General features: G+C 61.4%; 12 protein-coding genes and 1 pseudogene. 9 read left to right on the top strand and 4 right to left on the bottom strand.

The features are described 5' to 3' along the window. Nucleotides 1–150: 150 nt before the first annotated feature. Nucleotides 151–1,881 (bottom strand): adenylate/guanylate cyclase domain-containing protein, encoded by a 1,731-nt coding sequence (locus NKH12_RS21155; RefSeq protein ID WP_352954912.1) that lies wholly within the window; start codon nucleotides 1,879–1,881, stop codon nucleotides 151–153. 438 nt (nucleotides 1,882–2,319) lie between these two features. Further along, nucleotides 2,320–3,573 carry a tyrosine--tRNA ligase gene (tyrS, locus tag NKH12_RS21150; RefSeq protein WP_352954911.1) on the bottom strand — a complete coding sequence of 418 codons (1,254 nt, stop codon included), beginning with the start codon at nucleotides 3,571–3,573 and terminating at the stop codon, nucleotides 2,320–2,322. A gap of 319 nt (nucleotides 3,574–3,892) precedes the next feature. On the opposite strand from tyrS, the gene NKH12_RS21145 reads away from it, so the two are divergent. Together NKH12_RS21145 and NKH12_RS21140 are read left to right on the top strand one after the other, a co-directional pair. Then, nucleotides 3,893–4,621 (top strand): glycosyltransferase family 2 protein, encoded by a 729-nt coding sequence (locus tag NKH12_RS21145; RefSeq protein WP_352954910.1) that lies wholly within the window; start codon nucleotides 3,893–3,895, stop codon nucleotides 4,619–4,621. Then, nucleotides 4,614–4,946, top strand: coding sequence for a lipid-A-disaccharide synthase N-terminal domain-containing protein (locus NKH12_RS21140; RefSeq protein ID WP_029353575.1), 333 nt, complete (start codon nucleotides 4,614–4,616; stop codon nucleotides 4,944–4,946). Before NKH12_RS21145 ends, NKH12_RS21140 begins: the two co-directional genes overlap by 8 nt. An 82-nt stretch (nucleotides 4,947–5,028) precedes the next feature. Here NKH12_RS21140 and NKH12_RS21135 read toward each other — a convergent pair whose 3' ends face one another. Then, on the bottom strand, nucleotides 5,029–5,679 hold the full coding sequence (locus NKH12_RS21135) for an FMN-binding negative transcriptional regulator (RefSeq protein ID WP_352954909.1): 651 nt from the start codon (nucleotides 5,677–5,679) through the stop codon (nucleotides 5,029–5,031). 5 nt (nucleotides 5,680–5,684) lie between these two features. Further along, nucleotides 5,685–6,359, bottom strand: a complete 675-nt coding sequence (locus tag NKH12_RS21130) for an alpha/beta hydrolase (protein ID WP_027154148.1) — start codon at nucleotides 6,357–6,359, stop codon at nucleotides 5,685–5,687. Nucleotides 6,360–6,599: 240 nt separating this feature from the next. On the opposite strand from NKH12_RS21130, the pseudogene NKH12_RS21125 reads away from it, so the two are divergent. The 7 genes and pseudogenes from NKH12_RS21125 (at nucleotide 6,600) to sufA (ending at nucleotide 13,819) form a co-directional block, all read left to right on the top strand. Further along, nucleotides 6,600–7,833 (top strand): annotated as a pseudogene (locus NKH12_RS21125) (cysteine desulfurase family protein). Between the two features lie 187 nt (nucleotides 7,834–8,020). Further along, nucleotides 8,021–9,538 (top strand): Fe-S cluster assembly protein SufB, encoded by a 1,518-nt coding sequence (sufB, locus tag NKH12_RS21120; RefSeq protein ID WP_352954908.1) that lies wholly within the window; start codon nucleotides 8,021–8,023, stop codon nucleotides 9,536–9,538. A 30-nt stretch (nucleotides 9,539–9,568) separates the two neighbouring features. Continuing rightward, complete coding sequence (gene sufC, locus NKH12_RS21115; protein ID WP_352954907.1) at nucleotides 9,569–10,324, top strand: Fe-S cluster assembly ATPase SufC; 756 nt, start codon at nucleotides 9,569–9,571, stop codon at nucleotides 10,322–10,324. A gap of 43 nt (nucleotides 10,325–10,367) precedes the next feature. Continuing rightward, the gene (gene sufD / locus NKH12_RS21110) at nucleotides 10,368–11,636 is read left to right on the top strand and encodes a Fe-S cluster assembly protein SufD (RefSeq protein ID WP_352954906.1); all 1,269 of its coding nucleotides are present in this window, start codon (nucleotides 10,368–10,370) and stop codon (nucleotides 11,634–11,636) included. 52 nt (nucleotides 11,637–11,688) lie between these two features. Next, a complete protein-coding gene (locus NKH12_RS21105) occupies nucleotides 11,689–12,930 on the top strand; it encodes a cysteine desulfurase (RefSeq protein ID WP_352954927.1) in 1,242 nt (413 codons plus the stop codon). A 5-nt stretch (nucleotides 12,931–12,935) separates the two neighbouring features. Beyond that, the gene (locus NKH12_RS21100; protein WP_352954905.1) at nucleotides 12,936–13,328 is read left to right on the top strand and encodes an SUF system Fe-S cluster assembly protein; all 393 of its coding nucleotides are present in this window, start codon (nucleotides 12,936–12,938) and stop codon (nucleotides 13,326–13,328) included. 110 nt (nucleotides 13,329–13,438) lie between these two features. After that, complete coding sequence (gene sufA, locus NKH12_RS21095; RefSeq protein WP_006206001.1) at nucleotides 13,439–13,819, top strand: Fe-S cluster assembly scaffold SufA; 381 nt, start codon at nucleotides 13,439–13,441, stop codon at nucleotides 13,817–13,819. Nucleotides 13,820–13,891 lie beyond the last annotated feature (72 nt).

The following is a 13,891-nucleotide window of genomic DNA, read 5'->3' as shown; positions in this document are numbered from 1 at the left end:
ACCGAGTCTCGACCCTAAATGGATCGCTCCCGGCCGAATTCACGCCCGTGACTTAAGCCGCCCGTCGTTCGGTCATGCCGCAAGGTCCGCATCGGGTGGCGGTCTTTTTTGCCTGTCCCCGATTGGATCTGGTTCGTAGTTACGGGCTGGCTACAGGTGGGCAATACCGGCTTTCAGCAGTCCTTCGCGGACGTGCTGCACATCAGACTCCTGGGCATAGTGCAGGGTGGCGATAAATGAATCGAGGTCGAATTGAGGATCGAGCGTTCTGACCTTACCTAGATGCGCCGCGGCCGCGATTTCGTCGCCGAGCCAGCCGTAGCAGGCAGCGGCGAAAGCGTGCTGAACCGAGTCCATGGTTGACAGATGCATGAAAGCTTCGATCGCCTCGCCATACTGGCGCGCGGCGAAATGCGCCTTTCCCAGATGGCTCCAGAACCTCTCCGGGTGGTGCGGGTTCAACTGCATTGCCTTGCGGATCCACTCAATTCCCTCTTCCGGCCTCCCCAGCCACGTCAATAACTCGCCTTGCTGCACGACCACGAGGTCGTAATTGGGATTGAGGGCGAGGGCGCGCTCTTGATGGTAGCGCGCTGTGGTCAGCTCATTGTTGTTCACGTTCACTGCGGCGAGGATGCGGTGGACATCGGCATCGTTGTCGTCCAGCGCCAGCGCCCTGTCCAGCGCTGCCATGATGTCGTTCCAGACGGCATCCCTGTCTTGGCACCAGTTATGGACCCAGGCCTGGCCAAGAATGCAGGCCCGCCAGGCATGGGCATGGGCATAATCGGGGTCGAGCGCGACGGCCCTGCCTATCAAGGTTTGCGCGCGTTCATTATCCTCAATCGTGCTTCGGTGATGCAGCACCTTGGCAGCAAGCACACATTCATACGCGGCCATGTTTGCAGGTTTCGCCCGCGCGAGCTGGTCCCGCTGAGCCGCCTCGACACGACCGGGCAGCGTGGCTGCGATCGCCGCGGTCACCTCATCCTGAATCGCGAATATGTCGTCCAGCTTCCGGTCATATTTGTCTGCCCAAATATGAGCGTCATTCGCCGTGTCGATGAGCTGAACCGTCACGCGCACCCTGTCGCCGATCTTGCGGACGCTTCCTTCCACCAGGTATTGGACGTCAAGTTTCTCGGCCACCTCGCGCACATTCACGGCGCGGTTCTTGTAGACGAAGCTGGAATTGCGCGAGATGACGAACAGCTCATGGTGGCGGGACAGTTCGGTGATGATGTCCTCGGTCAGTCCGTCCGCGAAAAATTCCTGCTCGGGGTCGCCGCTCATGTTGTTGAATGGCAGCACCACTATCGAAGGTTTCGAGATGGATCGCTTTGCCTCGACTTCTGGCAGGATATGACTGTCAAACCCAATGCGATAGAGGCGAACCGGGCGGCTGATGTTCTTTAACGTCTTCTCGCCCAGGTCCTCCATGGCAATTTCGAGACGGTCGGCAATTTGGGTCGCCACCGCTGCGGTCACGCAGATACCGCCGACGTCGGCGAGTTGCTCGATGCGCGAGGCAATATTGACGCCGTCGCCGAAAATGTCCTCATCGTCGAAAATGATGTCGCCGAGATTTATGCCGATCCTGAATTCGATACGCCGTTCTTGCGGCACATCCGAATTGCGCCGTTTCATGCGCTGTTGGATTTCCACGGCGCACTTCACGGCATCGGTCACGCTCTGGAACTCAACGAGCATGCCGTCTCCGGTGGTCTTGATGATCCGGCCCTTGTTCTTCGCGATGGCGGGATCGACCAGTTCTATGCGATGGGTCCGAAGGCGTGCGAGCGTGCCGGATTCGTCGGCCTCCATTAGCCGACTGTAGCCCGCCATATCGGCAGCCAAAATTGCGGCTAGTCTCTGTTCCATCGCTTGAACCAAAAACCAAGCCTATCCTTCCTGGGCTGCCAAATCCAGCAATTTGGGCTGGTGGCTGAATCAAGCAGTCTTCCCCCGCAGCAGCAAGAAAGGGCGGATCAGAACCTTCCGCCGGGTGGCTGCGAACTCGATCGCGTCAATGGCGGGAGGGATCCGCGCGGCGTCAGACCGGAAACGTCCGATATGAACACGAGTTGGGACCATAGTGGCTGCACTCGCTGACGTCTGCAAATGGCGTTACCTGCTCGTTCGATCGATGAGAGGAATGGCAATATTCACCCATCTGGGCCATTCTCAGTAGGTTACCTGATAAGTTTTACCTAGACCGTGATCCCGAACCGAAGGTCAGCGCAGCAAGAAGTGAAACCGGTTTCGGAAAAGGGCCAATGGAGCGCCATCCCGGTCCCATCGGGATCGATCAGGCGGTGGTCAGACCGGCCGCACCAGAACGTGTTTTTTCTTGCCGAGCGACAGTTTTACGACTTGTTCCGGGCCGAGATCCTGAAGTGTCACCAACCGGCGATCGTCGGACACGGACTGGTCGTTCAACCGCACGGCGCCGCCCTGGATGTGTCGCCGCGCCTCGCCGTTGGATCCGGCAAGTCCGGCGGTGACGAACAGCGACAATATGCCGACGCCGCTTTCCAGATCGGCCCTGCCCACCTCGACGGTCGGCAGTGTGTCGGCCAGCGCGCCTTCTTCGAATGTCTTGCGCGCGGTTTCCTCGGCTTGCTCGGCCGCCTCGCGGCCGTGCAGAAGCGCACAGATTTCAGTCGCCAGGATCTTCTTCGCCTCGTTAATTTCGGAGCCGCCAAGCCGTTCCAAGCGCGCGATCTCATCCAGAGGCAGCGTCGTGTAGAGCTTGAGAAAGCGGCCGACATCGGCGTCCTCGGTGTTGCGCCAGTACTGCCAGAATTCGTATGGCGACAGCATCTCGGCATCGAGCCAGACGGCGCCTGAAGCCGACTTGCCCATCTTGGCGCCAGACGAGGTGGTGAGCAGGGGCGTGGTCAGCGCGTAAAGCTGCGCGCCCTCCATCCGATGGCCGAGATCGATACCGTTGATGATGTTGCCCCACTGGTCGGAGCCGCCCATCTGCAGCCGGCAGCCCAGACGCTTGTAGAGCTCGACGAAGTCGTAAGCCTGTAGGATCATGTAGTTGAATTCGAGGAACGACAGCGATTGCTCGCGGTCGAGCCTGAGCTTGACCGAATCGAAGGCGAGCATACGGTTGACGGAAAAATGCCGGCCGACATCGCGCAGGAAATTGACGTAGTTGATCTCCAGCAGCCAGTCGGCGTTGTTGATCATGGTCGCGTCGTTCGGGCCGCTGCCGAATTTGAGGTAGGGCATGAAATTGCGGCGGATGCCGGCTAGATTGTCCTCGATATGCCCAGGCGTCAGAAGCTTGCGTGCCTCGTCCTTGAACGACGGGTCGCCAATCATCGAGGTACCGCCGCCCATCAGCGCGATCGGCCTATGGCCGGTCTGCTGCAGCCAGTGCAGCATCATGATCTGGATCAGCGATCCGGCATGCAGGCTTTTGGCGGTTGCGTCGAAGCCGATATAGGCGGTCACCGTTTCCTTGGCGAAAAGCTGGTCGAGGCTGGCATCATCCGAAATCTGGTGGATGAAACCGCGCTCGCTCATTATGCGCAGGAAATCGGATTTGAACGCGGACATTTTTTCTTTCCCGAAAGCGCCCAACCGAAGCGGATCGGGCGTGGTATGCGTGAACGCGGGCGTTTAGCATCCAAGCGCGGTCAGCAAAAGGGGAATCCGGTTTTGCGTCCGATCGCGTTTTACATGATCGGCTCGGTGCGAACGCAATCACGAGGTCGTGAAACGGCGCAAGCTCGCCTTCCGGCTGCATCCTTGCTTCATCGTTGGGGCTGGCGTAATGAGGCGCCGCGCCAGCGGTTCTTGCCGCACCTGACCCGCTGGAACCGCACCGCACGGCATCGAATCGAATGCCATATCCTATGACAGAGCCCGACGCGAAATGCCGGAGATATCCATCGTCATTCCTTGCCGGAACGAGGCGGCGAACCTGCCGCTTCTGCTTGACGAGATCGGGGCGGCGATGGTCGGACGCGACTTCGAGGTGATCGTCGTCGATGATGGTTCGACCGATGAGACCACCTCGGTGCTTGCCGCCCAGGCAGTGCTTTGCCCGTTTCCGCTTCGCCACCTCCGGCATGAGAAATCCGCCGGCCAGTCTCTCTCTGTGCGTTCGGGCGCTTGGGCGGCCCGCGGCGATATCGTCGCCATGATCGACGGCGACGGCCAGAACGATCCCAAATATATTCCGGTGCTGGTCGATGCGCTGCGGCAAGCCGGCCCCGGTTTCGGTGTTGCGCAAGGGCAGCGCCTGAAGCGTCGCGACAGCAAGATCAAGCAACTGGCGTCCCGTTTCGCCAACTGGCTGAGAAAGGCCGTCCTGCATGACGAGACCCGCGACACGGGCTGCGGCCTGAAGGCGATCCATACCGATATCCTCAGGAAATTGCCGTTCTTCGACGGCACGCACCGCTTTGTTCCGGCCCTTGTCATCCAGGAGGGGTATCGCGTCGTGCATTGCGACGTCGTCGACCGCTCTCGCCGCCACGGCAAGTCGAATTACGGAATTTTCGATCGCGGCCTGCAGGGGGTGCTTGATCTCGCCGGTGTCTGGTGGCTGCGCCGCCGGCGCCGGAGAATGCCAAAAACAGAGGAAATCCGGCATGGCTAACGTGCTTCAGGAGCTGGCGACCTGGCTTCACGACGTCTTCGTCAAGCAGTTTGATACGTGGATCCTGCTCGGCTTTGTCGCCCAGTTCTTTTTCAGCATGCGCTTCGTCGTGCAGTGGGTCGCATCGGAAAAGGCCAAGCGCAGCGTCGTGCCGATCGCTTTCTGGTTCTTTTCGCTGTTCGGCGGCAGCCTGCTGCTGATCTACGCCATCCAGCGGCAAGATCCGGTGTTCATCGCCGGCCAGGCCCTGGGCCTGTTCATCTACATCCGCAACCTGTGGCTGATCGCCAACGAGCGCAAGGCGGCGATGACGAAGGTCGACTAACCGACCTACCTCTCAGCGCGACGTGGCGCAGCCGCAGCAAAATGCCTGAGACTCCGGGCTGCGACCTTGCACGACGTCGGTCCTATCTGTCGTCCAGTCCGCCGTAGGATCGTACAAGCCGAACCATGTCGGGCGAGTTCGAGCTCTCGCTCTCGAGCCCCTCGGCGACACCGCTACGGTCGGCTACGGGCCGGTTCTGGCTAACCTTCCACTTGCCTTGCATGTCCGTGATCTCGATTTCGAGCCCGACAATGCCCTTGATCTGCGACTGGATGAAGCTGGCTGGTGCGTCGGTCACCGCCCAGGGCGCTTCGCGAGCGGCTTCCTGTGATGCCGTCAGATCGGAAATCTGCTGGGCCAGCCAGTCCTGGTCCTCGATCACCGTGACTGTGCCACGCACCTGGACGATGGCGTAGTTCCAGGTCGGCACGACCTTCCCGGTTTCGCGCTTGGTCTCGTACCAGGACGGCGTCACATAGGCATCGGCGCCCTGGAAGACGACCAGCACGGGCAATGCCGGGCTGTCGGCCAGCAGGCGCCATTGCGGATTGGCTCTCGCCAGATGGGCGCGCAGCCTGCCGTTGGGCGGCACTTCGGCGTCGAGCAGGAACGGGATCGCGTTCGCGACCGGCCCTTCGGCTCCATTTGAAATCAGCAGCCCAAGCGGATGCGCCCGGATCAGCCCGTGCACCACGTCCTGTCGCGTTTCCTGGAAATGCGGGGGCTGGTACATCGCTGTTATCTCAACCGTTTCGGCCGCGGGTCGGACAACTCGCCGGCCAGACGGCGATCGAGATAGTCCGCGCATTCCTGGAGCAGGAGGTCCGCGTCATTGGAGAAGAAATGGTTGGCCCCGGGCAAGGTCTTCTGGGTGATGGTGATGCCCTTTTGCGTGTGCAATTTGTCGACCAACCCCTGCACGTCCTTTGGCGGCGCGACCTTGTCGGCGTCGCCATGAATGATGAGGCCGGACGACGGGCAGGGCGCCAGGAAGGAGAAATCATAGGTGTTGGGCTGCGGCGCGATCGAGATGAAGCCTTCGATCTCCGGCCGGCGCATCAGAAGCTGCATGCCGATCCACGAGCCGAACGAATAGCCGGCGACCCAGCAGCTCTTGGAATCCGGATGCAGCGATTGCACCCAGTCAAGTGCCGCGGCCGCATCCGACAATTCGCCGGTGCCGTGGTCGAATTCACCCTGGCTGCGGCCGATGCCGCGGAAATTGAAGCGAAGCGTGGTGAAATCGCGCTTCTGGAACATGTAGAAGAGGTCGTAGACGATCTTGTTGTTCATCGTGCCGCCGAACTGGGGGTGCGGGTGCAGGATGATCGCAATTGGCGCGCTCTTTTCCTTGGAAGGCTGGTAGCGACCCTCCAGGCGGCCGGCCGGACCGGTGAAAATGACCTCAGGCATAAAATACTCCACATGGCATAAGAATGCGCGGCGCCCGGAACAACTCTTCCTCTGGCCTTGACGCAGGGCGAGCGTCTTTCTAGAAGCTAGTTTAGAATTGTTCAAAACTGGGTGGCCAAGCGTAATGGCTCGGCTACCCACGCCGCACGCCGCGTAAATAGGACGTCTTGCCTTGCAATTTCAAGGAAATAACGCGCTATCCTCGCGGAACGGCTTTTGACGGGACCGATCGAAACGAAAATGGCCGGACAACGCGCCTATCTCGACTACAATGCCAGCGCGCCGCTGCTTGCCGCGGCGCGGGCGGGGGAGGTTGGCCGGGGGGCGGGCGCCCCCCCCCCCGCCCCCCGCGCGGCGGGCGGGGGGCGGCCGCCCGGCAATGATTGCCGCGCTCGATGCCGCCGCCAACCCGTCATCGGTCCATGCCGAGGGTCGCGCCGCACGGCGGCTGATCGAGAATGCAAGGCGCGATGTGGCGGCGCTGGTCAACGCCAGCGCCCAGCATGTCGTGTTCACCTCAGGTGCGACGGAAGCCGCCTCGACGCTGCTTACGCCTGATTGGCAGATGGGGCGCGGCACTGTCCGCATGAGCCGGCTCTATGTCTGCGAAGCCGATCATCCTTGTGTGCTGAACGGCGGGCGTTTTCCGGCAGCCCAGGTGACGCGCTTCGGTGTCGACGCCGACGGCGTCGTCAGGCTGGACGCGTTGGCGGCGGCGCTCGCCGCCCACGACAAGGCAGACGGCCTGCCGCTGGTGGCGATCCATGCCGCCAACAACGAGACCGGCGTCATCCAGCCGGTAGGGCGCGTCGCCGAAATCGTCAAGACGGCGGGCGGCATACTGGTCGTCGACGGCGTGCAGGCAGCCGGTCGCATTCCGCTCGATATGTCAGTGGGTTATGCCGATTACTTGATTCTGTCTTCGCACAAGATCGGCGGCCCCAAGGGCGTTGGCGCCATCGTCGCCGCCTCGGACCTGATGATGCCTAGGCCCTTGATCGCCGGCGGCAGCCAGGAAAAGGGTCATCGTGGCGGCACCGAAAATCTGGCCGCGATCGCCGGTTTTGGCGCGGCGGCGCGGGAGGCCCTGATCGGGTTGAAGAGCATCGATGCGGTCGGCAGCCGCCGCGACGCGATCGAGGCCATCGTGAAAGCGCTGGTGCCGGATGCGGAAATCTTCGGAACCGGGGCGCCGAGGCTTGCCAACACGACATTCTTCGCTATTGCGGGCATCAAGGCCGAGACAGCGCAGATCGCCTTCGACCTGGCGGGCGTGGCGCTGTCGGCCGGATCCGCCTGTTCGTCGGGCAAGGTCGGCCCGAGCCATGTGCTGAAAGCCATGGGATACAATGACAGCCTTGGCGCTTTGCGCGTGTCCATCGGCCACGCAACGAGCGCCGAGGACGTCGAACTGTTCCGCACTGCGCTGGCAGGTATTGCCTCACGCCGCGCAGGCAGGGAAGAAGCCGCCTGAGCGCGGCAAACAAACGCAGGCTTTTTGGCCTGGTAGAGCCGTGCGTTTCATGGTGGCCGGGTGAATTTCCGGCAGGGACGCACTATATGGAACTTACGCCGCCTCGGTTGCCTCACGGGCACTCGTTTCGCGGTGCCATAGTTTGAAAACTGCCGGGCCTTGACCCCGGCGTGGATGGAGAACGCTAATGCCTGCTGTGCAGGACACGATCGATCGGGTTCGAAAGATCGACGTCGACCAATACAAATACGGATTCCAGACCGAAATCGCGATGGACAAGGCCCCAAGGGGCCTGAGCGAAGACATTATCCGCTTCATTTCGGCGAAGAAGGACGAGCCGTCCTGGATGCTGGAATGGCGTCTGGAAGCGTATCGGCGCTGGGTGACGCTGGACGAGCCGAAGTGGGCGCGCGTCCATTACCCGAAGATCGATTTCCAGGACCTCCACTATTATGCGGCGCCCAAGAGCACGCCGGGACCGACATCGCTGAGCGACGTCGATCCTGAACTGTTGAGGGTCTACGAAAAGCTCGGTATCCCGCTGAGGGAACAGGAAATCCTCGCCGGCGTGCAGAAGACCGACGCGTCGGAACTCGAGGAACCCAGCGACAATGTCTACAAGTCGGGCCGCGTCGCCGTCGATGCCGTGTTCGATTCGGTGTCCGTCGTCACCACCTTCAAGAAGGAGCTGGCGCAGGCCGGCGTCATCTTCTGCTCGATCTCGGAAGCCATCCGCGAGCATCCGGAACTGGTGAAGAAATATCTCGGTTCGGTCGTGCCGACTTCCGACAATTTTTACGCCACCTTGAATTCCGCGGTGTTCACCGACGGTTCCTTCGTCTTCGTGCCCAAGGGCGTGCGCTGCCCGATGGAACTGTCGACCTATTTCCGCATGAACGAGAAGAACACCGGCCAGTTCGAGCGCACGCTGATCATCGCCGAGGAGGGGGCCTACGTCTCCTATCTCGAAGGCTGCACGGCGCCGCAGCGCGACGAGAACCAGCTTCACGCGGCCGTGGTCGAATTGATCGCGCTCGACGATGCTGAGATCAAATACTCGACGGTGCAGAACTGGTACCCCGGCGACGCCGAGGGCAAGGGCGGCATCTACAATTTCGTCACCAAGCGTGGCGACTGCCGCGGCGACCGTTCGAAGATTTCTTGGACGCAGGTCGAGACCGGCTCGGCCATCACCTGGAAATATCCGAGCTGCATCCTGCGCGGCGACGATTCCAGCGGCGAGTTCTATTCGATCGCCGTGTCGAACGGCTACCAGCAGGTCGATAGCGGCACCAAGATGATCCATCTCGGCAAGAACACCTCGAGCCGCATCATCTCCAAGGGCATCGCCGCCGGCTTCTCGCAGAACACCTATCGCGGCCAGGTCTCGGCGCACCGCAAGGCGACCAACGCCCGCAACTTCACCAACTGTGACTCGCTGCTGATCGGCGACCAGTGCGGTGCGCATACCGTGCCCTACATGGAAGCCAAGAACTCGTCGGCGCAGTTCGAGCATGAGGCGACCACCTCGAAAATTTCCGAGGACCAGAAGTTCTACGTCATGCAGCGTGGCATTCCGGAAGAAGAGGCGATCGCGCTGATCGTCAACGGCTTCGTCAAGGACGTCATCCAGCAACTGCCGATGGAATTCGCGGTCGAGGCGCAGAAGCTGATTGGGATTTCGCTTGAGGGCTCGGTCGGCTGACCGGACAGAAAATTTTCAGGAAAAGAAAAAATGCTTGAGATCAAGAACCTTCATGCCCGCATCGTCGATGACGGCACCGAGATCATCCGCGGCCTGAACCTGACGGTCAGAGCCGGCGAGGTCGCCGCCATCATGGGCCCCAACGGCTCGGGCAAATCGACGCTGTCCTACATCCTCGCCGGGCGCGAGGATTATGAGGTCACAGAAGGCGACATCCTCTACAACGGCCAATCGATCCTCGAAATGGACCCGGCCGAACGCGCCACATCAGGCATTTTTCTCGCCTTCCAGTATCCGATGGAGATACCGGGCGTGGCGACGATGGAATTCCTGAAGGTGGCGATGAACGAGCAGCGCAAGGCGCGCGGCGAGGAGCCGCTGAAGATCCCCGAATTCCTGAAGCGCGTGAAGGACGCCGCCGCCTTGCTCGACATGGACATGGCGATGCTGAAAAGGCCGCTCAATGTCGGCTTTTCCGGCGGCGAGAAGAAGCGCGCCGAGATCCTGCAGATGAAGCTTCTGGAGCCAAAACTCTGTGTGCTCGACGAGACCGATTCAGGCCTCGATATCGACGCGTTGAAGATCGTCTCGGACGGCGTTAACGCGCTGCGTTCGCCGGACCGCGCCATCGTCATCATCACCCACTACCAGCGCCTGCTTCAGTACATCGTGCCGGATAGTGTGCACGTTCTATACAGGGGCCAGGTGATCAAGTCGGGCGACAAGTCGCTGGCGCTCGACCTCGAGGCCAATGGCTATGCCGGCGTGATCGACCAAGCCGCGTGACATGCCAGAAGGCCCAGAAGGCAAGCCAAACAAGGCGAAACTGATGAATATACACACGACACCCCAGCGAACGCCGGCCGAAACGGCGCTGATCGACGCCTTCAGCGACCGGCTGTCGCTGTTGCCCGGCGACGGCACGGTGATGCTGAAGCGCGACGACGCTATCGAAGCGATCAAGAGCGGCCTGCCGACGCGGCGCATCGAGTCCTGGCACTACACCGACCTGCGCCGTCTGCTGACTTCGGTGCCGGACTTCGATCCCGCAGCTGTCGCGAAAGCCATTGCGCCGATCGTTGAGGGCTCCGTCATTTTGCCGGTGCTGAACGGCGTGTCGAGCGCGAAAGTGCCTGTCATCGATGGCGTTGTTGTCCAGCGGCTGTCGGAGAAACTGACCGACGGCAGCATCGCACCTGGGCTCGATCCCTACGGCAGCGACGATGCCATCGGCGCGCTGAATACCGCTTTCGTTGCCGACGGCTATTTTGTCGACATCGCCGACGGTGCCGAACTGGATAAGCCGATCGAATTGCAGAACCTGCAGGCCGGCGGCCAGACCCATGTGCGCCTAGCTGTGCGCGTTGGTTCCGGTGCCAAGGCTGTCATCGTCGAGCGCCAGACGGGCGAGGGCGCCGCACTCGTCAGCTCGGTCAGCCAGCTTCTGCTTGACGAGGGCGCCGACGTGACGTGGCTGATCGTGCAGGAGCAGCCGGATACGGCGACCCATCTTGCCCAGTTCAAGGCGCAACTCGGCAAGGATGCGAAGCTGACGCTGTTCGTGATGAATGCCGGCGGCAAGCTGGTGCGCCAGGAGGTCGTGGTCAGAACGACCGGCGAAGGCGCCGATTTCACGTTGCGCGGCATCAACCTGCTTGCCGGCGACACCCATACCGACGTGACCATGGTGCTCGACCATGCCGTGCCGCACACGGCCTCGACCGAGGTGATCCGCAACGTGGTGACGGGAAGAGCGCGCGGTGTCTTCCAGGGGCGCATCAACGTCCACCAATATGCGCAGAAGACCAACGCCAAGATGGCCTGCAACACACTGCTTCTGTCGGATGACGGCGAGTTCTCGACCAAGCCTGAGCTCGAAATCTTCGCCGACGACGTCGTCTGCGGCCATGGCGCCACTGTCACCGAGATCGACCACAACCATCTGTTCTATCTGATGGCGCGCGGCGTCGACGAGAAGACCGGGCGCGGGCTGCTGGTCAAGGCGTTCGTCGCCGAGGTGATCGAGGAACTGGACGACGAGGCGATTGTCGAGGCGCTGGAAGCGAGGCTCGACGGCTGGTTCGCGGCGCATGGGTAGCAGTGGTGAGGGGTGCTGGACGGAATGAGGCGATGCCTCGAGAGAGCTTATGATGGACCAGAAAGTCGAAAACATCCCCTACGACGTCGAGGTGATCCGCCGCGACTTTCCGATTCTGTCGCGGGAAGTCTACGGCAAACCGCTGGTCTATCTCGACAATGGCGCCTCGGCGCAGAAGCCGCAGGCCGTGCTCGACGCTATCCAGCACGCTTATTCCCAGGAATATGCCAACGTCCATCGCGGGCTGCATTTCCTTTCGAATGCCGCAACCGATGCCTTTGAGAACGCGCGCAAGATTGTGCAAAGATTTCTCAACGCGCCTGATACCGACAACATCGTCTTCACCTCGAACACGACCGCGGCGATCAACACCGTCGCTTATGGCTTCGGCATGCCCAATATCGGCGAGGGCGATGAAATAGTCCTGTCGATCATGGAGCACCATTCCAACATCGTGCCGTGGCATTTCATCCGCGAGCGGCAGGGTGCGAAACTGGTCTGGGTGCCGGTCGACGATCTCGGCGTCTTTCATATCGAGGAGTTCGAGAAACGGCTGACCGACCGCACAAAACTGGTCGCCATCACGCACATGTCGAATGCGCTGGGCACGGTGACGCCGATCAAGGAGATCGTCCGCATCGCGCACGCGCGCGGCATTCCGGTGCTGGTCGACGGCAGCCAGAGCGCCGTGCACATGCCGATCGACGTGCAGGATCTCGACTGCGATTTCTTCGTCTTCACCGGCCACAAGGTCTATGGGCCCTCGGGCATCGGCGTGCTCTACGGCAAGAAGGACATGCTGGAGCGCATGCGTCCGTTCATGGGCGGCGGCGAGATGATCGAGGAGGTGACGCAAGACTTCGTCACCTATAACGACCCGCCGCATCGCTTCGAGGCCGGCACGCCGCCGATCGTGCAGGCGATCGGGCTGGGTGCTGCGCTGGAATACATAGAAAAGATCGGCCGCGAGCGCATCGCCGCCCATGAGGCCGATTTGAAGGATTATGCGCATCAGCGGCTGCGCGCCATCAATTCGCTGCGCATCTTCGGCGACGCGCCGGATAAGGGCGCCATCATCTCCTTCGAACTGCAGGGCATTCATGCCCATGACGTGTCGATGGTGATCGATAGGCAAGGCGTTGCTGTCCGCGCCGGTACCCATTGCGCCCAGCCGCTGTTGAAACGCTTCGGCGTAACTTCCACATGCAGGGCATCGTTCGGCATGTATAATACCAGGGCCGAAGTCGACGCTTTGGCCGATGCGCTCGAAAAAGCGCGAAAGTTCTTCGGATGACGATCATGGATGATGCAGGCCGCACCGCTGAGACCGCTTCGGAAACGACCGCCAACGGTCTGGTTTCCGCCTCGGCCATTCCCGCCGACGAACTGGCGCGGCTCACCGACGACATCGTCTCGGCGCTGAAGACGGTCTACGACCCGGAAATCCCGGCCGACATCTACGAGCTCGGCCTGATCTACAAGATCGACATCGAGGACGACCGCTCGGTCAAGATCGACATGACGCTGACCGCGCCCGGCTGTCCGGTGGCCGGCGAAATGCCGGGCTGGGTGGAAAACGCCGTCGGCGCCGTCGAAGGCGTGTCCGGCGTCGAGGTCAACATGACCTTCGATCCGCCCTGGTCGCCCGACCGCATGTCGGAAGAGGCGCAAGTGGCGGTGGGCTGGTACTAGCACCGGATATGACAAAGATTGGCGTACTTGCGCCAGGCAGAAAATTTCACCATTTTAGGTGAGGAATCATTCGGCAGGCCTTGAACCTGCACGCAATGGAGAAAGAAAAGATGGGACGCTTTGCCGTCATCACGATGACCGAAAAGGCTGCCGACCGGGTGCGCGAGATCGTCGCGACCCGTGAGAATGCGCATGGGATTCGCCTTGGCATCAAGAAGGGCGGCTGCGCCGGCATGGAATATACGGTCGACCTGGTGACCGAACCCAACACCAAGGACGACCATATCGAGCGCGACGGCGCCCATGTCTATGTCGCGCCCGAGGCCGCGCTTTTCCTGTTCGGCACCGAGATGGATTTCGAGCAGACGACGCTACGCACCGGCTTCACCTTCCGCAACCCGAACCAGAGCTCTGCCTGCGGCTGCGGCGAATCGGTTGAGCTCAAGCCGGCTGATCTGAAGGCCTTGGCCGAAGCGCGCGCGTCGGCCTGATCTTCCCATCTCCCCCGTCACGGGGCGAAGGTGTCCCCAACGGCCGGAGGCGGGGCAGAGCCGGTCGCTGAT

This window comes from Mesorhizobium sp. M1322 (assembly GCF_040318085.1).
GTDB lineage: Bacteria > Pseudomonadota > Alphaproteobacteria > Rhizobiales > Rhizobiaceae > Mesorhizobium.
This window is presented reverse-complemented; position numbering and strand designations above follow the sequence as displayed.